The organism is Paenalcaligenes suwonensis (genome assembly GCF_011290505.1).
Lineage (GTDB): Bacteria > Pseudomonadota > Gammaproteobacteria > Burkholderiales > Burkholderiaceae_B > Paenalcaligenes > Paenalcaligenes suwonensis.
Genome location: NZ_JAANPV010000001.1, coordinates 262,643 through 287,159, shown reverse-complemented (window position 1 = coordinate 287,159; position 24,517 = coordinate 262,643). Strand labels below are relative to the sequence as shown.

Genomic DNA, 24,517 nt, shown 5'->3' with positions numbered 1-24,517 from the left:
CTTCCGCAGACCGTTCAGGTCGCATCGGTGCTGCTGTGCGTGCACGCTTCTCCCTGTCCCAGATTACCCTACTACCACTACTACTAGCGCCCGGTTGCCGGGCCTAGAGCCTAGTGGTAGTTCGGCAGCCAGTATTCAGCCACGTGTTTATCTGCCGTCATTAGCATGACGTAGTGGTTCTGGTGACGGCAAAAAGTTTTATGCTTTTTTCGCCTGACAGGTGCATCAATGATTACCCATCCCGCTTCAAAATACATTCCATTTAAACCTTTCGCCCGCGATTTTTCCGAGCGTACTTGGCCATCCAAACGCATCGAGACTCCGCCTATCTGGATGTCTACTGACCTGCGCGATGGTAACCAATCCCTGATTGAGCCCATGAGCGTAGCGCGCAAATTGCGTTACTTCGACATGCTGGTCAACATTGGTTTTAAAGAAATCGAAGTAGGTTTTCCTTCCGCTTCACAAACCGATTTCGACTTTGTACGTACGCTGATCGATGAAAATCGTATCCCTGACGACGTCACCATCATCTGTTTGACGCAATCTCGCCAAGACCTGATTGAGCGCACTGTAGAAGCCATGGCTGGTGCCAAAACTGCCATGATTCACTTGTACAACGCCTGCGCCCCGGCCTTCCGTAAGATTGTCTTCAAAATGAGCAAAGACGAAGTGCGTCAGTTGGCGGTGAACGGCACCAAAATGATCAAGGAAGCCATTAAGGCTCAACCCGGCACCAAATGGCGCTACGAGTACTCTCCAGAGGTGTTCAGTACCACTGAACCTGAAGTCGCCTTAGACGTATGTAATGCCGTTGTAGAAGCGTGGAACCCTAGCCCAGAAGATCCAATCGTGCTGAACTTGCCCGCTACGGTCGAAGCCACTACCCCTAACCTGTACGCTGACCAAATTGAATGGATGCACAACAACTTGGCGCGTCGCGATAGCATTCTGATCAGCTTGCACCCACACAATGACCGCGGCACTGCTGTTGCGGCTGCCGAGTTTGGCGTCATGGCAGGTGCAGACCGAGTGGAAGGCTGCTTGTTTGGTAACGGTGAACGTACGGGCAACGTGTGTTTGGTCACCTTGGCCCTGAACTTGTACACCCAAGGTGTGCACCCAGGCTTAGACTTCTCGGACATTGACGCTATCCGCTTGTGCGCCGAAGAATGCAACCAGATTCCTGTACACCCACGTCACCCTTACGCTGGCGATTTGGTGTTCACAGCGTTCTCTGGCTCTCACCAAGACGCCATCAAAAAAGGCTTTGTATTGCAGAAAGCCGATGAGCCTTGGGAGATTCCTTACTTGCCAATCGACCCCGCCGACTTGGGCCGCAGCTACGACGCCGTGATTCGCGTCAACAGCCAGTCTGGTAAAGGTGGCGTGTCGTACTTGCTGGAACAAGAACATGGCTTGGTGTTGCCACGTCGTCTGCAAATTGAATTCAGCCGTGCTATTCAGCGTGTAACCGAAGAAACCGGCAAAGAAGTCACACCAGAAGCCGTGTACAGCATTTTCGAAAGCGAATACTTAGACACCAAAGGCCCATGGAAGCTGATTACACACACCATCAGCAGCGCGCCTAAAGACGAAGACGGCAATCAACGCGTCAGCATTGAACTGACCGTGAAAGTGAATGGCGAAGAACGTCATTTGAAAGGCGCTGGCGAAGGTGCTTTGGCTGCTTTCATCAATGCCTTGGATATGCCTATCAAAGTCATGGACTACACTGAGCACGCGATTGGCAGTGGCATTGACACCAAAGCTGCTACCTACATCGAAACTCGTATTGCCGATAACCAAAGTGGTTTTGGCGTAGGGATTCATCAGGACATCCTGACCTCTACGTTTAAAGCTATCTTGAGCGCCGTTAATCGCCATGAACTGGCGAAACGTGCAGAAGCCGAATGTGCGTAATACAGTGATCCTGATTCGCACTCGCTCCCACTAAGCGCCTGCCAGTTACCCTGGCACTACCGCTAAACGCCCCTACCAGGGGCGTTTTTGCATTCTAGGCTTACCACTCAGTGTGAGCAGGTTCCCACATCACATCCACATTAGCCTCGGCAGAGCGGCGCATCATATCCAACAAAGGGAAGGCACGTTGTCGGAAGCTAACCGGTAACTGCATAGGGTGCGTGGTGTTTTCTTCCTCGTCATCTTGATCAGCTTCTTGATGAGACGGGTCTAGTGAAATCGCGCGCTCCACACCAGCGATAGCCGCTGCCAACTGATCATGGGGAATCACCCCTTGTTCTGGCAAAGCATCAAGGTAGGGACGACCGGCCGCTTTCAAGACCAACAGGGCATGCTCCGCAAACATCATGACGTTGGGGGCAGCTTTAGAACTAAACACCAGCAACATAGCACTTTCTCCTATAGATCATCATGGCCCCTATGGTAACGCGCTTAGTCCAAAAAATAGCAGCATATAAGCTGCTTTTTTATGTATGGAGTCACGCTCATGCTACGCCTACCTCTTGCGGGCCTACTGATTTCTGTACCCAGCTTGATCTGGGCCCAACAATGCCAAGCCCCAGCCGTAGGCCAACACTGTAACGCCAGAGTCGGTCGCCCACCTGACAGCTATTCACTGCCCGATGCCACAGCGGGAAACCCCATACACACCGCCAGCGGCAATAAAACCCATCATGATTGGGACCTGTTTGCGCTCGCACACCGAGATCACATAGGTTTTGGCCGCTTTTACAGTGCTCAAGGGCTGACGCTAGGCAGCTTAGGCGCGCAATGGCAACACCACTACGAAATACGCCTGACACAGTCAGCAGATCGTTATGTGGTGCACTTACCCGGTGAAGCCAGTGTGCTACTTAGCGAACAAGCCTCATCACAAGGCTTCATACGTGCAGGCACTACGGCGCATGAGTACACGTGGTATCACCACAGTGGTGATCGCTACACCTTCGTGCAGGGTAGGCTACGGCATCTCGTAAAAAATGGTCAAAACATCTACTTTGACTACTACCCTGCTGATAGCCCATGGCCGCATCAACTGCAACACATACGTACTGAACGAACCCAACTGGTGCTGCAGTATCAACAGCATGGTGGACGCTACTATCTACAACAACTACACAGCCCCATAGGGGTTATACGCTACCACTACGATCAACCTGCAGCATCTGAACTGCTACGTTTGCAGCAAGTGCACTATCCCGATGGGCGTAGCCTGCATTATCTGTACGAACCTGAGCAACAACGTGGGCACCCTTTTGCCCTAACGGGCATCAGCATTCAACACCAACCAAACGGACAGCTCTATCGCTTACGCTATTGGGCCTACGATAGCCAAGGCCGCGCCATTTATTCAGCCCAAGAAGATCAACAACAAGCTGTAGAAATACAGTATCCCACCACCAACACCCACCCCATACGTGTACGCAGCGACATGGGCGAGCAACAGCAAACACTCAACCCTGCACAGCGCCTGATCAGCACAACTGGCAAGGCATGCCCAGGCTGCCCACCGACGAATCTAAAAATTACGTCGCCACGCACCGGGCAATTACACATTAATACGCTACACCTACAGCAACGCCCAAATGGTCTGACCCTTAACCCAGAACACGCCGGCTGGCCCCACTTGCAGCTACATTATGACGCGACAGGTCAACTGCAGCAGTGGTTTAGTGAGCTAAGTGGACACACGCGCTGGGCCTACGATTTAAACGGCATGCCGTTGCGCCAAACACATGCCAATGGCGACCAGCTCACCGTCACCCGCCAGAGCAAAGATCATCGCTGGCAACTAGACTACCGTTCAGCCGCCCAACACAGTCAAACCGTCGTGCACTGGCCAGAGCCAACGCGGTTGCTTGTACAGCACCCACATGACACGCAAGAACAGCGCTTTGATCGCAACGGCAATCTGCTTTACCGCCGTATCACACGCCCTTCAACGTCTAACAGCGAAGACCGCTATCGCTACGATAACCAAGGCCGGTTGCTAGAACATACATTACCCGAAGGTGGAAGCTTGCATTACGGCTGGTCTACTCGCTCTGCGCAGTTACTCACCATAGTGTGGCAAAACGCCACGGGAAAACGTATTACCCTATTGCGTCCCCAACCCGGTGGCTATGCTCACGCTAATAACCTCGTTACCCAACTGGATTACACCTTGGCCAGACAGGCCTATACCTTGTCTGTTCGCTCTGATCAAAAACTGTATTACCTAAGTACACGTTCCTACCATACCGATTCTGGTGCGCTACGTTCAGAGCGGCACGCCTTCCCCCAGCTACCGCATAGCCAGCGTTTTACTTTTGGTTATAACGCCCAGCGACAAACGGTAGTGGTGCAAGGTGATCAAGGCTCCCCCCTGTTTTACGCGTGGTCAGAAACAGGAGCGTTAGCACATACAAACAGCACTGCTATGCTGCACATACAACGCGATGCATCGGGCTTAGCTAGCAGCGTACAAAGCCCCGAGCGTACGCTGACATTACGCTACGGCCCACAACGCCAGTTGCAGCAAGTGTGGCAACAACAGCAACAGCTTGCTCGCTATAGTCACAATGCCTTTGGTCAACTTACCGAGGCACACTACCCTCACGAAAGCCGTTATTTTTATATCAGCGGCACGCGACTAGAACAAGAGCATAGGCGCGCTACCCCTACCGCACCCGTACATGAATCTAGGCGTTATGTTTACGCGCACGATGTGCCTATTGCCATGCTGCGCTATATCCCTAACCAAGCCACTGAACTCTACAACATACATAGCGATTGGTTGGGCGCACCACACAGCATGACTGACCAAGACGGTGCAATAGTGTGGGCAGCTCAGCTATCGCCCTTCGGGCACGCGCAATTGCTGGTGAATAGCGTAGATTTACCCTTGCGTCTGCCCGGCCAATATGCCGACCCAATCACCGGTTGGCACCACAATGGTTATCGCACCTATTTGCCACAGCAAGGGCAGTACCTAGAACCAGACCCTTTAGGTCCTATCCCCGGTTTACAAGCCTTAGGATATGCACGCCAACAACCTCGCCGTTATGCAGACCCCACAGGCCTAGTCCTATTTGCTTTTGATGGCACCCGCCAAAACCAACATACAGACAGCAACGTACAGCTATTTAGCCAACTGTACGATGGCGACAGTTTTTACCAAGCAGGCCCCGGTAACCCCTACTACGTAGAATGGGATGCCATTACAGCCAGTCAGGCACAGCAAATTATTCAAAACCAATGGGCACATCTGCTTAACATCATTGAACGTAGCCAACGTGATGCAGGTGCTGTACTGCCCATAGACATACTGGGCTTTTCCAGAGGTGCAGCCTTAGCCAGACATTTCGCCAACTTACTTGTGCAGCACACTCAAGATGGCTGGTTTCAATACCAACACCCACAGCGCGGTCAGCTAGCCATGTGCGTACAACTGCGCTTTATGGGGTTGTTTGATACCGTTGCCCAATTTGGCTTATCTGGTTCTGCCAACCACTTATACGACCTATCCATTTCACCCGTATGGGGCTGGGTAGCCCATGCCGTTGCCTTGAACGAACACCGATGGATGTTTCCGCTATACAGTCTTGATGTAGCCGCTAACCTAAACAGATTAGAGCAAGCCTTCATAGGCGCACACTCAGACATAGGGGGTGGGCACGACCTGCTTGAGCCCCAACCCGGTGACCTTAGCCGTGTCGCGCTTATGTGGATGCTGTGGCAAGCGCGAGGCGTAGGGCTCAATTTTCGTGATTTACCTAACGATGACACCACCGTTTCCGACCCTATCCTGCATGACGAACGATCCGCATTAGAGCGCTATTTGCTCAACAGTGACCGGCGCGTGCAATCGCCATCACACCCTGCCAATAACCTCTATCAACACGATCATCCAGAACTGGGAAAAACCGTACGTGACCAAGTAGAAGCCTTCTTACGACGTTTTGACGATTGGCGTACACGCGACGACAATCAAGTGGCAGAAGTCGATATGCCAGCGTACTACCGTTGGCTAGCACAGCAAAACGCCCAAACACCTTGAATCAAAGAGGAAATCTATGGCAAATCACGCTATCATGTAACCCTTGGACTTTCTTTACGTGCGGGCCACGGCATACGTCCGTTTTTCCATCACGCAACCTGATACTACACACGATTTCTATGCTTGCAGAGCAACAACAACAGCTCATCGCGCTGCTTCAAAGCGCCGTTCACGCCCTCGTTCCTGACGCGTCACCAACTATCACCCTAGAGCGCCCAAAAGTGGCTGCACACGGTGATGTGGCTTCCAATATTGCCATGCAATTGGCTCGTCCGGCCAAACGTAATCCGCGTGAATTGGCGCAGGAAATCGTTGCGCACGTACAAGCCAACCCTGATGCTCAAAACCTCATTGCCGCCGCCGAAGTGGCTGGCCCTGGTTTCATCAACTTCCGCCTGACGACTGCCGCACACCAAGCTGTGCTGCACACTATCGCTCAGCAAGGTGCTCAATACGGCTACCAACCTAAGCGCACTGACAAAGTATTGGTAGAGTTCGTTTCAGCGAACCCTACAGGCCCACTGCACGTAGGCCACGCACGCCAAGCCGCACTGGGCGACGCCATTTGCCGTCTGTTTGCAACACAAGGTTTTGATGTCACCCGCGAGTTCTACTACAACGACGCCGGTAACCAAATTGAGAACTTGGCGATCAGTGTGCAAGCCCGTGCGCGTGGCATCGACCCGGACTCTGACGAGTTTCCTAAAGACGGCTACCGTGGTTCGTACATCCAAGATATCGCTGAAGACTTCTGCGCTGGCAAAAGCGTAGGCGCTGCCGACGTAGAAACCGTTGTAGCGTCTGGCGATGTGGACAATTTGGATGACATCCGCCGATTTGCTGTGGCTTACTTGCGCCGCGAGCAAGACTTAGACTTGCAAGCGTTTGGCCTGAAGTTTGATAACTACTACCTAGAAAGCTCGCTGTACACCAGCGGCCGTGTAGAGAAAACCGTAGAGGCGTTGGTTAACGCTGGTCACACCTACGAAGAAGAAGGCGCATTGTGGCTACGCACTACCGAACTCGGTACTGGCGACGATAAAGATCGCGTGATGCGTAAGCGTGAAGGCGGCTACACCTACTTCGTTCCCGATGTGGCCTACCACGTTGCTAAGTGGGAGCGCGGCTTCCACCACGCCATCAACATTCAAGGCACTGACCACCACGGCACTATTGCCCGTGTACGCGCTGGCCTGCAAGGCTTAGACATTGGTATTCCTAAAGACTACCCAGCCTACATTTTGCACAGCATGGTCAAAGTGATGCGCAACGGTGCCGAAGTAAAAATCTCCAAGCGTGCCGGTAGCTATGTCACGATGCGCGAACTAATCGAATGGGTAGGCCAAGACGCCGTGCGCTTCTTCCTTGCGCAACGTCGTGCTGACTCAGAGTTCGTGTTTGACATCGACTTGGCGCTCTCTCGTAGCGAAGAAAACCCTGTGTACTACATCCAGTACGCACATGCTCGCATTCACTCTATGGTGAATCAAGCAGGCGAAACTGCTGAGCAAATCCAACAGGCTGACATCAGCCTATTAACAGCCCCCACTGAGCTGACCATGCTGCAACGTTTGGCCGAATATCCTGCCATGCTGCAACTGGCGGCAAACGACTTAGCACCACACCAAATCACATTCTGGTTGCGTGATTGTGCGGCAGACTTCCACGCTTGGTACAACGCAGAACGCGTCAACGTCGATGACCTGCCCCTGAAACGTGCCCGCCTTGCTTTGGCTATTGCCTGCGCGCAAGTCATTGCTAACGGCCTGAGTGTACTGGGTGTGTCTGCACCTGAAAAAATGTAGGAACTATGGCAACACGACGCAAGAGTACTAGCTCCAGAAAAACCTCCAGTGGCGGCGGTGGCAGCACCTTATTTGGCATTATTATTGGCCTGATTCTAGGGTTAGCCGCCGCGGCAATGGTCGCGTATTACATCACCAAAGCACCCATGCCTTTCAATGACAAGGCCTCCAGAGCCGCACCCAATGTGCTGCTTCCTGAAGTGCGTGATGCACCCGATCCGAATATAGGGTTATACCCACGCCCAACCACGGGGGCTAATGGTCAACCTGATAGCTTGAGTCCTGTTGCCCCAGGTGGCGGCACACGCCGCGACGAGGACGTACTAGGTGAGTTAATTGCCACCCTACCGGATGCGGCGAAGCCTCCGGTAGTGGCAGCGCCTACTGCGCAACAACCCACCACACCGGCAGCCAATGCTACCGCTGCTACGGCTGAACCCAAGCAGCTAGCCATGATACCGCCACCAGCACCGCCTAAAGCGGGTGCTTCGCAGCGTTATTTCTTGCAAGCTGGGGCATTCCGATCTGCCAGTGATGCGGATGCCACCAAAGCGCGCATTTTGATGATGGGTTTGCCTGCTGAAGTGCAAGTGGCCGAGGTCAATGGCACGACATTGAATCGTGTACGCGTAGGCCCTTTTAATGGCATAGATTCTATGAATCAGGCACGCATCACCTTAGGTAACGAACAAATTGCTACTTCTGTGGTACGCCAGCCTTGAACTTTATGCTGTACGTACTGTCCTATAGCCCTATTACCTAGCAGGAAGGAAATCCTATAATGAACAAATCTTCAGTTCTTCGTCTGGCGGCTAGCAGTGTACTGACACTAAGCGCGCTTTTCAGTGCCTCTTCTTCTATGGCACAGCAGGCACAACAACCTTACGTCGCGCTGGAACAAGCCCAGCCTTCGGACACGCTTAACAAAACCGAAGTTCTGGAATTTTTCTCTTATAGCTGCCCACATTGCGCAACCGCTGAGCCACTGGTTGCAGAATGGGCCACCAAACTGCCTGAAAACACCGTGCTGCAACGTGTACCTATTGCCTTCAACGCTGGCATGGTAGACCTGCAACGCATGTACTACACCTTGGAAGCCTTGGATCGCTTGGACCTGCACGAAGCTCTGTTTAAAGCGCTGCATCAAGAAAGAAAACCGCTGTTTGATGCAAAAGCCCTGACCCAATGGGCTGTGGACCAAGGCGTAGATAAAGACGAGTTCACCAACACCTTCAACTCGTTTGGCGTGAACACCAAGATTGCTAAAGCCAACGATTTGGCACGCGTATACCGCATCGAAGCCACACCAAGCTTGGCAGTTGCTGGTAAATATGTGACCAACCCAAGCATGGCACGTGGTATTCCACAAATGCTGGAACTGGCTGACGGCTTGTTGAAACAATAAGCTCAGGGGCTTACGGCTAACGTCGTCCCCCTGCGGTCAGACGGTAGACTCCCCATTAAAAAGCCCCCTGATGCATAGCATCAGGGGGCTTTTTGTATGGTTTCACCCATGCACACTACCTATGTAGGCGCTTACAGACCTGCTGGACGTACATAACCTGGGAAATGCTGATCCAGTGCCGCTTTAAAGGCGTCTGATTTGAACGCTGCTTTCAGATCTTGTGCCCAAGGTTTGTCTAGGTCTTCGGTACGCACTGCCACTACCTGTTGGTAGTCCACAGGTGGCTGTTCCAACGCTACAGCGCTGGTTAGATCCAAACCTGAAGCAATCGCAAAGTTACCCGGAACCACCGCGTACTCTACACCACCAATAGTGCGTGGCAATTGTGCTGCTTCTACTGGCTGCAAACGGATGTTTTTAGGGTTCTCAGTCACATCACGCTCTGTTACGCGTAATGGGTCTGCATCTTGCTTCACAGTGATCACTTGATGCTGTTGCAGCAGTTGCAACGCACGCGCCAAGTTACTGGGGTCGTTAGGCACGGTGAAGCGGTCTTTGTCTTGCACATCTGCCAAGCTATCGCGGCCAGTGGCGTAAATACCCATAGGAGCAGTGGTGCTCTGTACTAAATCGCTTAGCGGCAGATTTTGGTCTGTTTTAAAACGGTTCAGGTACGCAATGTGTTGGAACAAGTTCGCATCCAACGCGCCATGAGCCAATGCGATGTTTGGCTGTACGTAGTCGTTGAACTCTATCAGTTTAACCTTGTAGCCTTGCTCTTCTAACTGAGGCACAACAGCCAACTTCAGTACGTCATAGTTATAGCCAGCCGTCGCACCAAACACCAAGCTTGGTTTGTTTGGATCCACTGCGTGAGCAGCGCTGCTGCCCAGAGTTAGCATGGCGGCGATGGTGCCAAGCATAAGCTGGCGGCGTAGCTTTAACATGAGAATACCCCTTGAGTAATACGAGTAAAAAACAAAAATTACGAACGTTTATCCAGACGGTGCGCCAGGGCGTTACCACCAAACTGAATGATCTGCACAATCACAATCAGTATCGCCACCGTCATTAACATCACATCGGTCTGGAAGCGGTAATAGCCATAACGAATAGCCAAGTCACCAATACCACCGCCACCTACTACGCCAGCAACAGCAGAGTAGGACAGAAAACTTACTGCCAGCACAGTGAGTGCCAAGATCAGCCCCGATCTAGCTTCACGGGCCAACACACGCCACACAATTTGCAGCTCAGATGCTCCCATGGCTTGAGCAGCTTCAATCACACCACGCGGCACCTCACGCAGGCTTTGCTCTACTAAACGTGCCAAATACGGAATTGCGGCTACCGACAAAGGCACTGAGGCCGCCAATGGCCCAATGGGTTCACCCACAATTTTCAGTGTGACTGGTGCCAACACCACCAACAAAATAATGAAAGGGAATGAACGTATGGTGTTCACTACCCAACTCACGACCAAATAGGTTTTAGGACTGCTTAAAGATTGCCCGGGGCTCATTAAAAACAGCAACACACCTAAAGGGCCACCCAAAACGATCGCGGCACCCACGCCTATGCCAAGCATTAAAAAGGTTTGGCCTATAGCCAGCCACAAGTCGGGAAGAATAGGAATAATATTGTCAAACATGTACTTACCCTCAAGCGGCGCTTAGCCCTTCTTGGGCATAAAATTTCTGCAATAACTCAGCACGTCGTGCTTCTTCTGCTAGTTCACGCCCCAACGCACTGATACGCGGGGTGTTCTGATCAGCCACATCAACGACCTCTACCAACTGACCGGCTTCCAGAATGGCCGCTCGGGTACACAGCGACAGCACGACTGGCAGCTCATGGGTAACGATCACAATAGTGACCCCCAGTTGGTGATTAATATCACGCAAGGTATCCAGCACCGAACGCGTAGTTTCTGTATCTAGCGCCGAGGTAGGCTCATCGCACAGCATTACTTTAGGGCGTGGAGCCAACGCACGGGCAATCGCCACACGCTGCTTCTGACCACCCGATAACTGAGCGGGGTAATGATGAATCTTGTCACTCAAGCCCACTAGCTCCAAGCACTCACGCACTCGTGCCTCTACTTCTTTCTTATTTACTTTACGGTGCAAGGTCAGCGGAAAGGCGACATTCTCAAACACCGTGGCATTTTGCAGCAAATTAAATTGCTGAAAAATCATGCCCAAATCTTGTCTGGCTAGTCGTAAGTCGCGCTTAGACAGCGTGGTGAGATCTTGTCCTGCCAACAATACACGTCCACTATCGGGGCGTTCCAACAAGTTAATCATCCGCAACAGCGTCGATTTACCTGCACCACTTTTACCAATCAGACCAAATATCTGTCCTTCGGCTATATCCAGTGTCAAGGAACGTATGGCATTAAAAGTGGAACCATCCGGTAACGGGAAAGTCTTGTTTACGGCGTCCAATCGTATCAATGTAGCCGTATTGGTTTGGTTTTTTGATTGCATGGTTACTTCAGAACAAGACTGCTTCGCACGCAGCAAACAGTCGAAAAGAGCGATTCATTATCGCACTTATTGCTTATTTCAAAACTGAACATTTCGCCATAACATAATTTCTTATAGTTATAAGAAAATGACTACGACAAAAACAAGTCAAGGGTGATGGCATCCCATCACCCTTGGCAAGACGTCGTTCAGTATGTGCTAATACTGGGGCACGGCCCCATCACAGCGACTACGTGCTTACACTGCCACCACTAAGGAAATTTCCAGTGGAGACTTGCTAGGCAAGGTGAACACGCCTACTGCAGCACGTGCACTAATACCCGCAGCGCCCAATTCGGCCGCCAAGTAGTCAGATGCAAAGTCAGCCACTTTAGGGTGTTTGTCGAACTCTGGATCCGTACTCGCCACGTACACCGTCATGCTTACTACTTTGCGTAGTTGTTCGGATTCGTTCAACACACTGCGTGCAGCGGTTAACGCATTTTGTACGGCTAACTCGGCAGACTCGCGCAGTACTTCTACAGGATCACTGCTGCTAATACCACCAGTACGAATCAGCACGCCAGCACGACGCGGCGTCATACCTGCTGTAAAAATCAAATTACCTTCGCGGGTAGCAGGCGAATAATTGCCTTGTGGAGCTGGCGTGGCGGATTGGTTACTACTCATTTTTTATACCTCTGGATTAAGGTGGCAACACGCTGCATTGCCTGCACCGTTGCACCATAATCTTGTGAAAAATTAACTCGTATGCTGTTGGTGACGTTAGGCCCGAACTCGCTGCCCGGCGTTACTGTCACCCCTGCTTGCACGCGTAATATACGCACAAACTCTTCTGGCTTAACCACCAAATCAGGTAGCTGAGGAAACAAATAGCTGCCAGCCTGTGAAGGCCGCACTTGCACCCCGTCTACTGCATGCAGGATATCTAGAATAGCATCACGAATACGCTGATGCGCAATAATACGTTGCGACATCCAACCATCCGGCTCATTGAACCACGTACGCAACACTGCTTGGTTATAACCCGCCGCACGCAACGCAATAATGGCCTGCAGTTTCTCCATGCGTTGCACCAAATGTGCTGCCCCAAATGCCACCCCTAACCTAAACCCACTGAGTGATTCTGTTTTAGACGGCCCCATAATGGTCAGCACGTTCTTGGTGTTCATTTCCGGCTGCGCGCGCAAGTGGGTGTACTGTTCACCGCTGTATAACAAGCGTGAGTACAACTGATCCACAATGACGGTCACGTTGTACTGTGCAGCCAATTGTGCCACTTGCTGGATTTCCACAGGGGAATACACCACACCGGTAGGGTTGTTGGGGTTAGAAAATAGAAATACCTCTACTCCAGACTTAAATACCGTTTCCAGCTCGTCCAAATCTAAACCTGCTGCCGTGCGGGTCGCATGGTAATTCAAACGTACGGGTACCTGCTCACCCTCCATAAACGTGACCAGCTTGCGATTGGCGAAGTAATCGGGCTGCACAATCGCCACTTTAGTACCACGCGTCACACAGGCGGCAATGGCCAAAAACAATGCGCCTTGTGTACCCGTAGTAATGATGAGTTCTTCCTCAGCATCTACCGGGCTACCGGTAAACGTACCTAGGTGCTTAGCCACTTCATGACGAATTTCAGCTTTGCCCCGGTACTCGGTATAGGCTTGTGCTCCCCCTTGATGGTAGCCCTCGGTAAACACAGCCAACGCATTATCGACAGGTGGGAACGCATCCACATCACCATGAGAAAAATCCACAGGACGCCCTTCCACGTTGTCACCGCGCAGCAAAGCCTGAAACTCTGCGCCTTGGCGCTGACGCACTTCTTGCCCGGGCGCATTGTCTGTACCCAAGCGACTAAATTTTTCGTCTAACGGATTCATGTTTTACCTCTTTGCATCCAACGCCGCGCGATAAGCTCTATAGCGCGCCATATTTTCTTCATTAGCGGGGTACAAACCTGGCAAGGGATGTCCAGCACGCACTTGCTCTACCACCCAGCCTTCTAAACGCTCTTGCTCGGGTGCTAGTTCTAGCACTTGATCCAATAACGATGCGGGAATAGCCACCGCACCATCTTGGTCAGCCACGATGATGTCACCAGGAAAGACTGCCACGCCACCGCAACCAATAGGCTCTTCCCAGCCTATAAAGGTCATACTCGCCACAGACGGCGAGGCTGCTTGGCCTTGACTCCATACGGGTAAGCCAGACGCCTTCACACCCGCGCCATCACGCATCACGCCATCGGTAATCATCGCTTTAATGTTGCGCTTCACCATACGCTCACACAAAATGTCGCCCCATACCCCAGCATCTGTCACGCCAAACGCATCGGCCACAGCCACACACCCTTCAGGCATGGCTTCAATTGCAGCACGGGTAGAGTTGGGAGCGCTCCACGAAGCCGTCGTCGCCAAATCTTCGCGCGCCGGAATAAAACGTAAGGTAAAGGCTGGCCCCACAACACGTGGCTGCCCTTCTGCCAACGGTTTGGTACCGCGTATCCATGTATTACGTAGCCCCAACTTCAACAACACCGTCGTAATCGTGGCCGTAGTAACCCCTTCTAGGGTTTTGACAATCTCAGCATCTAAGGACATAACCTGCCTTTTAGAAAATGAATAGACGTAGTTAGTCTCTCACCAATTATTTTTAATGAAAAGCTATAATTTTTTATGTTTTCCATCAATTTAATTGATTAATCATGCTGAGTGAATTACGTACCTTTCTCGCCGTTGTGCGCTACGGCAGCTTTGCCAAAGCTGGTGAACACATAGGGCTTACGCAAGGCGCTGTCAGTGCCCAAATTCAACGCTTAGAACAACATGTAGATTTGCTACTGTTTGATCGCAGTGCCAGACGCGCCACCCTTACCCTAGAAGGGCGCGAAGTGCACTCGCGAGCCGAACACATTGTGAATGCCATGCAGCAGTTGGGAAACATGGACTACAGCGATGGCGAGCAAGGCACCGTCGTCTTAGGGGCCATCACCTCGGCACAGCAATCATGGTTAATTGATGCCCTAGCTGCCTTCCGCGCGGAATATGCCCGCATTGCGCTGCGCGTGATCCCTGGTGATTCACTCAACATCATCGCGCAAGTGGACACCGGCGATATGGATCTGGCGGTAATGGTAAAACCGCCCTACACGCTGCCCCCTGATGTCACCTGGCACACGTTATTGCAAGAACCCTTTGTACTCATTGCGTCTGAACATCACCCCGGCACAGAGTGGCAAGAGCTACTGCAAAACGCCCCCTTTGTACGCTATGTGCGCACCTCCTTTGGTGGGCGACGTATTGAGCAGTTTTTGCGTCAGCACCGTTTAGTGGTGCAAGATGCAGTCGAACTCGACGAGATAGGCGGGCTGATACGCGCGGTAGAAAAAGGCATAGGAGTAGGCATTGTGCCGGTCACGGCAGCGCACTTTCCGTTTCCAGCAGGCGTACGCATGCTCCCGTTAGGGAAGCATGCTTTTTCTAGGGAAATTGGTATTGCAGAACGGGGCACACTGACTCACCCCTTGCTGACGCGTCGACTGATAACGCTGTTACGGCACAGCGCAACCGCAAGTGCGATTGCGCTACCTGACACGACTGTTGATTAGAAGAAGCCCAACGCATCAGGGCTGTAGCTCACCAACATACACTTGGTTTGCTGGTAGTTACCCAAGGCAATTTTGTGGGTTTCTCTGCCAATACCAGACTGTTTGTAGCCACCAAATGCGGCGTGTGCAGGGTACAAGTGGTAGCAGTTCGTCCACACGCGCCCTGCTTGTACGCCACGACCTACGCGGTAAGCACGTGAACCATCGCGGCTCCATACGCCAGCCCCCAAACCATAGGAGGTGTCGTTGGCAATAGCGATAGCCTCTTCTTCGTCCTTAAAGGTAGTCACGGCAACCACGGGACCAAAGATTTCCTCTTGGAACACACGCATGGAGTTATCGCCACGCAACATGGTGGGGCTGACATAGAAACCCGCATCTAAACCTTGCATACGGTTTCTATCACCACCAGTTAAGCACGTAGCGCCTTCTTCACGGCCTAGGTTGATGTAACCCAAAATGCGGTCCATCTGTGCCTGCGACACCTGCGCACCCACCATCGTGGCGGCATCTAAGGGGTTACCTTTTTTAATGCGCTCTACCCTCGCCACCACTTTTTCGATGAAACGCTCGTAGATGGATTCTTGCACCAACATACGTGTGGGTGCGGTGCACACTTCACCCTGATTCAGGGCAAACATGCTGGCACCTTCCAATGCTTTGTTTAAGAAAGCATCGTCGTTTTGCATCACGTCTTCAAAGAAGATGTTCGGGCTTTTACCGCCCAGCTCTACTGTTGCTGGAATTAATGAATCAGCAGCATGGTGCAAAATGGTTTTGCCCACTGGTGTAGACCCTGTAAACGCAATTTTGGCAATGCGTGGACTACTTGCCAATGCGTTACCGGCTTCTTTACCAAAACCGTTCACCACGTTCAGCACACCCGGTGGCAACAAATCGCCAATCACTTCCATCAATACCAAGATAGACGCTGGCGTTTGCTCAGCAGGTTTCAGCACAATAGGGCACCCTGCCGCCAACGCAGGAGCCAGCTTCCATGCAGCCATTAACAATGGGAAGTTCCACGGAATAATTTGCCCCACCACGCCCACGGGTTCGTGGAAATGGTAAGCCACTGTGGTGCTGTCTATATCGGAAATAGCGCCTTCTTGGGCGCGAATGCAACCCGCAAAATAGCGGAAATGATCGACTGCCAACGGCAAGTCGGCTGCGCGCGTTTCGCGCACCGGTTTACCGTTGTCGATGGACTCTGCCACCGCTAGTTTTTCTAGGTTTTGCTCTATCCTATCTGCAATACGCAGCAAGATATTAGAACGCTCGGCTACCGAGGTTTTACCCCATGCCTCGCGTGCCGCATGCGCGGCATCTAAGGCCAAATTGATGTCATCCGCGTCTGATCGGGCGACTTCGCAAAAGACTTGGCCCGTGATGGGCGAGATATTCTCAAAATAATTCCCCGCAACAGGAGGTACCCAACGCCCCCCTATGTAGTTGTCGTAGCGTTTTTTATAGGGGAATTCCAGATCGATGCCAAACTGTTTTAAATCCGAAAAACTCATTTCAACCTCCTGGGTCATGCATGAATTGCTCGAATACTGCAGAGCGGAATGTACAGCGGAAACAGCGCCGTGTGATTACTACTATACTGTGATTTCTATCATATCTTTATCCTACTTTGTGATATGGACAAGACCCGTTTAGACAAATGGTTATGGGCCGCGCGTTTTTATAAAACCCGCAGCCTAGCCGTAGATGAAATTACTAAAGGACGCGTACTGCTCAACGGCCAGACTGCTAAGCCTGCCCGCGACGTACAAATAGGTGATGAGATTTCCATCACTAAGCAACCTCCCGCCACGGTGGTCATCGTGCAGGCAATTAGTGCTGTACGTGGCCCCGCAACGGTCGCGCGCACGCTGTATGAGGAAACTCCTGACAGTATTGCCGCCCGTGAACGTGCCTCTGAACAGCGCCGCTTAGCACCTGAACCCGCATTAAGCATTCACGCAGGCCGCCCTACTAAGCGCGACCGACGCAACATTGAACGCCTAAAACGCGACGATTATTAATGCGGATGTTATAGCTCGCCGCAGAAGTTATGACGCCAGTACGTAGGCAATGCGTCTGTATTAACGCCCGCCCCTAACAGGGAAAAAAGCTTTGCCAGCGCCGCTTCACGCGTCATACGTCCACTGGGCAACATACCGGCTTGCACCAACAAGCTACCTGCCGCGTACTGCCCTGGCAATACGTTACCTATAGGGCACTGGCTACTACCTACCACAGCCACGCCTTCGGCCGTAGCACGGCGCAATACCGCCAGCAATTGTGCGTCTTCGGTTGGGCCAGTACCCGTGCCGTAGCACTCTAGCACTATCCCTTGTACACCCGACTCCAGCACACGTTGCAACATGCTGGCCTGAAAACCGGGATAAAACGGCACTACGGCCAACGACACTGGCTGTCGTTGCACCTGAAAATTAAGCTCAGTGGGTATAGCGCCTAGGTCTGGCTGCGCTTCCTCACGCCCTAATGACCTGAATGCGTCATCGGCATCGCTATGCCACTTCGTCACCTGCGCACCATGCAACAACCGCTGGTGGAAGTACACAAATACACCGGCTGTACTGCGCGGTATGGCCGCTAACGCACCAAACACATTCGCCCATGCATCAGTATCTGCCTGTACCGCAGGTCGCATAGAACCTGTGAGCACGACCGGAACCCCTAAGCCGCCTAGCAAAAAGCTTAATGCTGCCGCACTGTATGCCAACGTATCCGTGCCATGCAGCACTACCACACCATTACAACCTTGCTGTACAGCGTGCACGATCTCATCACGCATACGCAGCCATAACTGCTGCGTCATGTTGGCACTATCAATAGGCGGGTCTATAGCCGCATACCGCCACGCAGGTAGTGCGTGAGCGTGCGGCCAGCCCTGCTGTGCTTGTTGAATGCGCTGTTCGAAACCGGCGGCTGGCACCCAACCTTGAGCGCTATGTTCCATCCCCAAGGTGCCACCGGTATAAAGAATTAACACTGGCCCTGTGGTTGATACGTGGTGCGTCATGCTGTTTTAGCAATCGCTAACGCGTGTGTTAGATCCGCAATCAAATCGTCGGGGTGCTCTAAGCCCGCATGCAAACGGATTAATGGCTTCGTGCTGTGATTCCAGTAGGAGTGAGTGTTCACCAGTTCTGGTTCTACATATTGCACCAAACTTTCAAACCCCCCCCACGAGTAACCAATACCAAACAACGTTAACGCATTCACAAAACGGCGTGCTTGCTCGGCTGACAGGTTCAAGCTAAACGCCAACATACCGTTAGAACCTGTGGCATCTCGCTTCCACAACGCATGACCAGGATCACTAGGTAAGGCAGGGTGAAACACGCGTTCTACCTCTGCCTGAGCACTTAAGAACTCGGCTAGTTTCAACCCATTCGCCGCACTTTCACGCATACGTATGGACAAGGTACGTACGCCACGCAAGGCTAGCCACACATCATCGGCGCTGACGGAATACCCCAGTGCATAATTGGTTCTCTTCACGGCTGAAATCAGGGCAGCATGATCCCCAACCACCACCGCGCCCATCATCAAGTCAGAGTGGCCCGCTACGTATTTAGTCGCCGCAATCACCGAGACATCTACCCCTAGGTCCAATGGCCTATACGCATAGCCTGAGCCCCATGTGTTATCGGCGACGGTTACTAAGTTGTGCTCTTTTGCCACGGCTACTAACGCTGGCACATCCAGCATTTGCATCAACAACGAGCCTGGTGACTCCATGTAAAGCACCTTCGTGTTGGGACGTATGGCCGCTCGTACAGAGGCCACATCAGGCGCTACGTAGGTAATTTCTATGCCCAAGCGCTTCGCTAAACCTGAATCGTATAAACGTACGGGCGCATAGGCGGAATCAGTCACCAACACATGGTCGCCATGCTGCACAAAGGCCGTAATACCTAAGGCCACGGCAGCCATACCCGATGGCACCAGCGCACAGTATTGCCCCTGCTCTAACTCGCAAAAAACCTGCTCTAGGGCTGCGTGTGTATCCAAACCACCGCGCCCATACGCAGGCCTACGTTCACCAGCAGCTTGGGCTGCCTGCGCACGATCTAAGTCTTCCAAGGAGCGAAACCGCACGGTGCTGGATCGCATGGCTGGCATAGCAACCGGCGCTGCTCCTGTTTGTGGGTCAAACTCAGCCAACCCAAGGTGAGCAAGCTTGGTGTCCAAATGACGAGAGGAAGACTGACTCATGACGGTATCCTGCAGAAATTAGCTAAAGGTATACGCTAGCATAAAGTCTGCAGGGGCGGTACACGCACAATGGCATTAGCTACACACAAAATAATAGATGCCATCGTCACGTTTTTCGCGACGTAATTTACCCTCAAACCACAGCGCATGCAGGTGGGCTAACGCCTCGCCCATAGCAAAGGTTAATTGGTGCAGATCTAGCTCACGTTTAAACAACACAGGTACCAGCTCAGCGGCACTCAACCCAGTGCTACCGCAGGCCTCTAGTGTGTCTACCAAACGGTCTTTATGGTGTTGAGTCAAATCGGCAATACGACCATGCAAACCTCGGAACACTTTGCCATGTGACGGCAAAATCAGCACATCCTTTGGTAAGACGTTGTAGTCCGCTAATGACTGCACAAAGCAGGGCAAAGGATTGGCTTCAGGCTCGTGGTCAAACACGCTCACGTTGGTAGAAATACGTGGCAGCATCATGTCGCCAGAAATCAGCACGTTCAACGCGGGACTGTATAACGACACATGCTCAGGCGCATGACCGTAACCCACAATAATTTCCCAACGATTCGCACCAATCGTAATACTGTGCCCCGCCATCAAGCGGTGAAAACTGCTGGGCATATCGGACACCAGCCCGGGGTAATACCCAGCACGTTCTTTAATTTTTTGCTGCGACTCGGGGTCACTTAACCCGTTACGCCCAAAGTGGGCCGCTGCATTCTCACCACTTTTTTGGGCCGCTTTGGCATCATTACGACGCTGCGACCACAGACAGGCAATGGTGTAGTCCGTCATGCTCATGTACAACGGCGCATTCCAACGCTCGCACAACCAACCCGCCAAACCTACGTGATCGGGGTGCATGTGGGTCACCAACACACGCAGCACGGGCAGCCCCTGCAACTGCGTGGCAAACAATTTTTCCCATTGCTCTTTCACCACCTCACGGTTCACACCGCAGTCCACAATCATCCAGCCCTGCTTACCCTCTACCTCGTCACGCAACAACCACACGTTGATGTGATCCAAGGCAAACGGTAATGGCAAACGCGCCCAGAATACGCCAGGGGCGACTTCCATTATCTGGCTAGGTTCGGGCAGTGCATCACCAAAGGGGTAGCTCACTGCGTCATGGGTATCTTGCATTCTGTCTTCTCCAATCATTACGTTCGTGCTTTGTAACAGGCATAATAGGACAGCCCTTTGCCTCAGCCAATATTTGTTTGCTGAAGCACACTTTCTGGAACTTTTCACCGCGGTAAGACCACACCATGTTCGAGTCCGATAGTCCCAGCATCACCCCGGTTTCCCCCAAAGGCCCATCGCCCTTGGATATTGCCCAAACCATTTTGAATGGTTTTAACCGCCACTATTCGCTGTTTCGTTACAGTGCCCAACGTGCCAAGGTATTGTTTGAGTCTGCCGCTTGGCACGCTATACAGCACCTGTCACGTGAGCGCATTGAATATTACGATATACGCGTACGTGAATGTGCTGCTGTACTTAGCTCGGCATTACGAGGTAACCGTACCACTACAGACGAACATAGCCAACTGACCCACCTAGACGAACCACAACACCAGTTTTGGCATCAGGTAAAACGGGAATTTGTGGGGCTATTACGGCGTCATCACCAACCCGAATGTGCAGAGACTTTTTTTAATTCGGTATCGTGCCGCGTGCTGCACCGTAACTATTTCAACAATGACTTCCTGTTTGTACGGCCCGCCATTGCCACCGAATACCTAGACGGCAGCCGACCTTCTTACCGTGCGTACTACCCCTTAGAACAAGGTTTAACAGCATCGTTAAAAACCATGATTCAGGGCTTTGGGTTAGCCGCACCCTTTGCCGATTTACCCGCCGATGTACGCGTATTAGCGCGCCGTATTGTTAGCACCTTGCGCCAACGGCTACCGGCAGACCCCGGGCACCGTTTAGGCCCAGACTGCCAATTTCAGGTGTTGAATTCGCTGTTCTTCCGCAATAAGGGTGCCTACATTGTGGGCCGGTTTATTAACCACGGGAATATCCACCCCTTTGCCATTGCCTTAACGCATACCCCGGCGGGCACCATTACCTTAGATGCGTTGCTAGACACCAGTGACGACATCAGTACCTTATTCAGTTTTACCCGTGCCTACTTTTTAGTAGATATGGAAACCCCTTCGGCCTACGTGAACTTTTTGGTCACGCTGCTGCCCCGTAAATCTAAGGCCGAGTTCTACAACGCCATAGGTTTACAAAAACAGGGGAAAACACTGTTTTACAGGGATTTTCTCTACCATTTAGCGCATTCTAACGACCAATTCACCTTATCTGCCGGTATTAAGGGGATGGTGATGTGCGTGTTTACCTTGCCCTCATACCCCTACGTATTCAAGCTAATACGCGACCGCATACGCAAAAGTGGTATGGACCACGCCACCGTCAAAGAACGCTATCAACTGGTTAAAAAACACGACCGTGCAGGGCGCATGGCCGACACGTGGGAATATTCGCAAGTTGCCCTGCCGCTAGACCGTTTCGACCCTGAATTACTAGCAGAATTACGCCGCGAAGTACCTGCCCAAATAGAGGAAAGCGAGGGCTCTCTTGTGCTACGTCATGTGTACATTGAGCGCCGCATGCTACCGTTGAATTTGTTCTTACAACGCGCCAATGACACGGCCATTGAAGGTGCCATTAAACAGTATGGGGATGCCATACGTGAGCTGGCTGCCAACAATATCTTTCCTGGCGATATGCTGTATAAGAACTTTGGCCTCACCCGTTTAGGGCGTCTGGTTTTCTATGACTATGATGAAATCCAGCGCATGACGGAAATGCAGTTTCGCACTATTCCGCCCGCCCCCAACGAAGAAGCCGAATTATCGGGAGAACCGTGGTACCCCGTGGGTAAAAACGATGTTTTCCCTGAAGAGTTTGAGTATTTCTTGCTGGGCGACCCACGCATTAAAACCGCCTTCAAAAAATACCATGCTGAACTGTTGGATGCCCAATGGTGGAACCAGTGCCGTGAACGTGTCGCACAGGGCAGATTGGAGAATATTTACCCCTATCCCCTTACTAAACGATTAGGAAATTGCCGCAGCGCAGCAATTTAATGGATAATGGTGTGACATCAACCTGACTACAACAACCCGAGGAGCTCTTGCCATGTCAGATCCTGTTGTGATTGCTTCGATTGCCCGTACCCCTATGGGTGCCATGATGGGTAGTCTTTCTTCCCTAGCCGCTCACGAACTGGGTGCGGTTGCCATCAAAGCCGCTGTAGAGCGCGCTGGCATTGATTCTGCCCTGATCGACGAAGTGATTATGGGTAACGTACTGCAAGCTGGCCAAGGCCAAGCACCCGCACGTCAAGCGGCTATAGGTGCAGGCTTGCCACAAAGCGTAGGCGCTACGACCGTACACAAAGTATGTGGTTCTGGCATGCGTGCAGCCATGTTTGGTCACGATATGCTGTTGGGCGGTAGCGCTGACGTCGTCGTCGCTGGCGGCCAAGAAAGCATGAGCAATGCTCCCTACTTGCTGCTGCGCGGTCGTCAAGGTTACCGCTACGGTCATTCCACTGTGTATGACCACATGGCGCTGGATGGCCTAGAAGACGCGTACCAAAAAGGTACAGCAATGGGTGTTTTCGCTGAAAGCTGCGTAGACAAATACCAGTTCACTCGTGAAGAACAAGATGCATTCACGGTAGAGTCCCTGCGTCGTGCAAGTGCTGCGACCGCAGATGGCAGTTTTGCCTTCGAGATCACTCCCGTGACTGTTGCTGGCCGCAAAGGCGACACCGTTGTAGACACAGACGAAGCACCTCAGCGTGCAATGCCTGAAAAAATCCCTACCCTGCGTCCTGCTTTTAAGAAAGACGGCTCCATTACTGCCGCAACTTCGTCCTCTATCTCGGACGGTGCCGCAGCCATGGTATTGATGCGCTCTTCCACCGCTGGTGAGTTGGGTGTTAAACCTTTGGCAAAAATCGTAGGCCACACACAGTTTGCACACGAGCCAGAGTGGTTCACAACTGCACCTGTAGGCGCGATTCAAAAGCTGCTGAAGAAAACCGGCTGGACAGTTGAAGACGTAGACCTGTTCGAGATCAACGAAGCCTTTGCCGTGGTAACCATGGCAGCCATGAAAGAGCTGAACATTCCTCACGATAAAGTGAACGTTCACGGTGGTGCGACTGCATTGGGTCACCCTATTGGTGCATCTGGTGCGCGTTTGATCGCCACTCTGGTTGGCGCGCTGAAGCAAAAAGGCTTGAAACGCGGTGTTGCCTCGCTGTGTATCGGTGGTGGTGAAGCTGTAGCTATGGCGGTAGAAATGCTGTAATGCTTGAAGCCAGTGTACTTGCTGGTTTGTAGCTGAGAACCTCTGGTGTTTCGCCAGAGGTTTTTTTGTTTTAGCAGTCACACATCTGTGAAACGCTGTATTCATCGCACTCGCTGGGGGACTGCGGAACAACTTTTTTTGATTTGAGACACCAAATCAAAAAAGTTTTCCTCCGCCTCCTCCGAAGTATCGCAATTGATAGGCTTACCGCCCTTTCTGTACAGAAGTACGCACACCCACAGAAAACACTTACCTAAAAACCTCTGCAAGCGACGATCAAAAGGCGGATGGAAGTGTTTTTTTATTTGGTGTCTCAAATAAAAAAATACTTTCGCAGCCTTAGGCTATGGCAGCAGGTGGTTGATAAGCGGGTTTGCAACCTTAGTCTGCAGTCCAATCGTTGCTAAGCGGGCTTGTAAACTCACCACATACAATCTCCCAATACTTTGAACACTGGAAAGCCCCTTCTTTCTGGTATCACAAGAAAAAGCCCACACATTCCTACAACATCCACACCTGATATCCCGTGCTAACCCTAGCGTGACTACGCTAAAGACCAAAGCAACGCGGGTTATGCGTTAAAATCATTAGATTGAGGTGGGAAAT

20 protein-coding genes are annotated in these 24,517 nt (G+C 52.0%); 9 read left to right on the top strand and 11 right to left on the bottom strand.

What is annotated here, in order from left to right; all coding sequences use genetic code 11:
* Window positions 1-228 precede the first annotated feature (228 nt).
* Window positions 229-1,923, top strand: a complete 1,695-nt coding sequence (leuA, locus tag GY634_RS01290; RefSeq protein WP_166406769.1) for a 2-isopropylmalate synthase — start codon at window positions 229-231, stop codon at window positions 1,921-1,923.
* Window positions 1,924-2,023: 100 nt separating this feature from the next.
* On the opposite strand, the gene GY634_RS01285 is transcribed toward leuA, so the two are convergent.
* Window positions 2,024-2,371, bottom strand: coding sequence for a DUF1840 domain-containing protein (locus GY634_RS01285; RefSeq protein ID WP_166406768.1), 348 nt, complete (start codon window positions 2,369-2,371; stop codon window positions 2,024-2,026).
* A gap of 99 nt (window positions 2,372-2,470) precedes the next feature.
* Between GY634_RS01285 and GY634_RS01280 the strand changes: the two genes are divergently transcribed.
* From GY634_RS01280 to GY634_RS01265, 4 genes are all read left to right on the top strand, one after another.
* Window positions 2,471-6,022, top strand: coding sequence for a phospholipase effector Tle1 domain-containing protein (locus tag GY634_RS01280; protein ID WP_166406767.1), 3,552 nt, complete (start codon window positions 2,471-2,473; stop codon window positions 6,020-6,022).
* Window positions 6,023-6,141: 119 nt separating this feature from the next.
* On the top strand, window positions 6,142-7,827 hold the full coding sequence (gene argS, locus GY634_RS01275) for an arginine--tRNA ligase (RefSeq protein ID WP_166406766.1): 1,686 nt from the start codon (window positions 6,142-6,144) through the stop codon (window positions 7,825-7,827).
* A 5-nt stretch (window positions 7,828-7,832) separates the two neighbouring features.
* Window positions 7,833-8,549 carry an SPOR domain-containing protein gene (locus GY634_RS01270; protein WP_166406765.1) on the top strand — a complete coding sequence of 239 codons (717 nt, stop codon included), beginning with the start codon at window positions 7,833-7,835 and terminating at the stop codon, window positions 8,547-8,549.
* Between the two features lie 59 nt (window positions 8,550-8,608).
* On the top strand, window positions 8,609-9,232 hold the full coding sequence (locus GY634_RS01265) for a thiol:disulfide interchange protein DsbA/DsbL (RefSeq protein ID WP_166406764.1): 624 nt from the start codon (window positions 8,609-8,611) through the stop codon (window positions 9,230-9,232).
* Between the two features lie 131 nt (window positions 9,233-9,363).
* On the opposite strand, the gene GY634_RS01260 is transcribed toward GY634_RS01265, so the two are convergent.
* From GY634_RS01260 to GY634_RS01235, 6 genes are all read right to left on the bottom strand, one after another.
* A complete protein-coding gene (locus GY634_RS01260) occupies window positions 9,364-10,179 on the bottom strand; it encodes a MetQ/NlpA family ABC transporter substrate-binding protein (protein ID WP_166406763.1) in 816 nt (271 codons plus the stop codon).
* A 38-nt stretch (window positions 10,180-10,217) separates the two neighbouring features.
* Window positions 10,218-10,883 (bottom strand): methionine ABC transporter permease, encoded by a 666-nt coding sequence (locus GY634_RS01255; RefSeq protein WP_166406762.1) that lies wholly within the window; start codon window positions 10,881-10,883, stop codon window positions 10,218-10,220.
* A gap of 10 nt (window positions 10,884-10,893) precedes the next feature.
* Window positions 10,894-11,721, bottom strand: a complete 828-nt coding sequence (locus tag GY634_RS01250; RefSeq protein WP_166406761.1) for a methionine ABC transporter ATP-binding protein — start codon at window positions 11,719-11,721, stop codon at window positions 10,894-10,896.
* Between the two features lie 237 nt (window positions 11,722-11,958).
* Window positions 11,959-12,390, bottom strand: coding sequence for a RidA family protein (locus tag GY634_RS01245; protein WP_166406760.1), 432 nt, complete (start codon window positions 12,388-12,390; stop codon window positions 11,959-11,961).
* On the bottom strand, window positions 12,387-13,610 hold the full coding sequence (locus tag GY634_RS01240) for a pyridoxal phosphate-dependent aminotransferase (protein WP_166406759.1): 1,224 nt from the start codon (window positions 13,608-13,610) through the stop codon (window positions 12,387-12,389). The genes GY634_RS01245 and GY634_RS01240 overlap by 4 nt, the downstream gene beginning before the upstream one ends.
* Window positions 13,611-13,613: 3 nt before the next feature.
* Entirely contained in the window at window positions 13,614-14,330 is a 717-nt protein-coding gene (locus GY634_RS01235) for a ribonuclease activity regulator RraA (protein WP_166406758.1), read from the bottom strand.
* Between the two features lie 104 nt (window positions 14,331-14,434).
* On the opposite strand from GY634_RS01235, the gene GY634_RS01230 reads away from it, so the two are divergent.
* Window positions 14,435-15,337 carry a LysR substrate-binding domain-containing protein gene (locus GY634_RS01230; RefSeq protein WP_166406757.1) on the top strand — a complete coding sequence of 301 codons (903 nt, stop codon included), beginning with the start codon at window positions 14,435-14,437 and terminating at the stop codon, window positions 15,335-15,337.
* Here GY634_RS01230 and exaC read toward each other — a convergent pair.
* Window positions 15,334-16,857 carry an acetaldehyde dehydrogenase ExaC gene (gene exaC, locus GY634_RS01225; protein ID WP_166406756.1) on the bottom strand — a complete coding sequence of 508 codons (1,524 nt, stop codon included), beginning with the start codon at window positions 16,855-16,857 and terminating at the stop codon, window positions 15,334-15,336. The genes GY634_RS01230 and exaC overlap by 4 nt on opposite strands.
* 123 nt (window positions 16,858-16,980) lie before the next feature.
* On the opposite strand from exaC, the gene GY634_RS01220 reads away from it, so the two are divergent.
* Window positions 16,981-17,367: an RNA-binding S4 domain-containing protein gene (locus GY634_RS01220; RefSeq protein WP_166406755.1), complete on the top strand. Its 387-nt coding sequence runs from the start codon at window positions 16,981-16,983 to the stop codon at window positions 17,365-17,367.
* An 8-nt stretch (window positions 17,368-17,375) separates the two neighbouring features.
* On the opposite strand, the gene GY634_RS01215 is transcribed toward GY634_RS01220, so the two are convergent.
* From GY634_RS01215 to GY634_RS01205, 3 genes are all read right to left on the bottom strand, one after another.
* Window positions 17,376-18,371: an asparaginase gene (locus tag GY634_RS01215; RefSeq protein ID WP_166406754.1), complete on the bottom strand. Its 996-nt coding sequence runs from the start codon at window positions 18,369-18,371 to the stop codon at window positions 17,376-17,378.
* Window positions 18,368-19,570 (bottom strand): cystathionine beta-lyase, encoded by a 1,203-nt coding sequence (gene metC, locus GY634_RS01210; RefSeq protein ID WP_166406753.1) that lies wholly within the window; start codon window positions 19,568-19,570, stop codon window positions 18,368-18,370. The genes GY634_RS01215 and metC overlap by 4 nt, the downstream gene beginning before the upstream one ends.
* A gap of 75 nt (window positions 19,571-19,645) precedes the next feature.
* Window positions 19,646-20,716, bottom strand: coding sequence for an MBL fold metallo-hydrolase (locus GY634_RS01205; protein ID WP_166406752.1), 1,071 nt, complete (start codon window positions 20,714-20,716; stop codon window positions 19,646-19,648).
* 125 nt (window positions 20,717-20,841) lie between these two features.
* On the opposite strand from GY634_RS01205, the gene aceK reads away from it, so the two are divergent.
* Window positions 20,842-22,677 (top strand): bifunctional isocitrate dehydrogenase kinase/phosphatase, encoded by a 1,836-nt coding sequence (aceK, locus tag GY634_RS01200; protein WP_166406751.1) that lies wholly within the window; start codon window positions 20,842-20,844, stop codon window positions 22,675-22,677.
* 52 nt (window positions 22,678-22,729) lie between these two features.
* A complete protein-coding gene (locus GY634_RS01195) occupies window positions 22,730-23,911 on the top strand; it encodes an acetyl-CoA C-acyltransferase (protein WP_166406750.1) in 1,182 nt (393 codons plus the stop codon).
* Window positions 23,912-24,517 lie beyond the last annotated feature (606 nt).

Coding starts and splice junctions, on each gene's coding strand:
- leuA (WP_166406769.1), top strand. CDS start 229: ATGATTACCCATCCCGCTTCAAAATACATTCCATTTAAACCTTTCGCC.
- GY634_RS01285 (WP_166406768.1), bottom strand. CDS start 2,371: ATGTTGCTGGTGTTTAGTTCTAAAGCTGCCCCCAACGTCATGATGTTT.
- GY634_RS01280 (WP_166406767.1), top strand. CDS start 2,471: ATGCTACGCCTACCTCTTGCGGGCCTACTGATTTCTGTACCCAGCTTG.
- argS (WP_166406766.1), top strand. CDS start 6,142: ATGCTTGCAGAGCAACAACAACAGCTCATCGCGCTGCTTCAAAGCGCC.
- GY634_RS01270 (WP_166406765.1), top strand. CDS start 7,833: ATGGCAACACGACGCAAGAGTACTAGCTCCAGAAAAACCTCCAGTGGC.
- GY634_RS01265 (WP_166406764.1), top strand. CDS start 8,609: ATGAACAAATCTTCAGTTCTTCGTCTGGCGGCTAGCAGTGTACTGACA.
- GY634_RS01260 (WP_166406763.1), bottom strand. CDS start 10,179: ATGTTAAAGCTACGCCGCCAGCTTATGCTTGGCACCATCGCCGCCATG.
- GY634_RS01255 (WP_166406762.1), bottom strand. CDS start 10,883: ATGTTTGACAATATTATTCCTATTCTTCCCGACTTGTGGCTGGCTATA.
- GY634_RS01250 (WP_166406761.1), bottom strand. CDS start 11,721: ATGCAATCAAAAAACCAAACCAATACGGCTACATTGATACGATTGGAC.
- GY634_RS01245 (WP_166406760.1), bottom strand. CDS start 12,390: ATGAGTAGTAACCAATCCGCCACGCCAGCTCCACAAGGCAATTATTCG.
- GY634_RS01240 (WP_166406759.1), bottom strand. CDS start 13,610: ATGAATCCGTTAGACGAAAAATTTAGTCGCTTGGGTACAGACAATGCG.
- GY634_RS01235 (WP_166406758.1), bottom strand. CDS start 14,330: ATGTCCTTAGATGCTGAGATTGTCAAAACCCTAGAAGGGGTTACTACG.
- GY634_RS01230 (WP_166406757.1), top strand. CDS start 14,435: ATGCTGAGTGAATTACGTACCTTTCTCGCCGTTGTGCGCTACGGCAGC.
- exaC (WP_166406756.1), bottom strand. CDS start 16,857: ATGAGTTTTTCGGATTTAAAACAGTTTGGCATCGATCTGGAATTCCCC.
- GY634_RS01220 (WP_166406755.1), top strand. CDS start 16,981: ATGGACAAGACCCGTTTAGACAAATGGTTATGGGCCGCGCGTTTTTAT.
- GY634_RS01215 (WP_166406754.1), bottom strand. CDS start 18,371: ATGACGCACCACGTATCAACCACAGGGCCAGTGTTAATTCTTTATACC.
- metC (WP_166406753.1), bottom strand. CDS start 19,570: ATGAGTCAGTCTTCCTCTCGTCATTTGGACACCAAGCTTGCTCACCTT.
- GY634_RS01205 (WP_166406752.1), bottom strand. CDS start 20,716: ATGCAAGATACCCATGACGCAGTGAGCTACCCCTTTGGTGATGCACTG.
- aceK (WP_166406751.1), top strand. CDS start 20,842: ATGTTCGAGTCCGATAGTCCCAGCATCACCCCGGTTTCCCCCAAAGGC.
- GY634_RS01195 (WP_166406750.1), top strand. CDS start 22,730: ATGTCAGATCCTGTTGTGATTGCTTCGATTGCCCGTACCCCTATGGGT.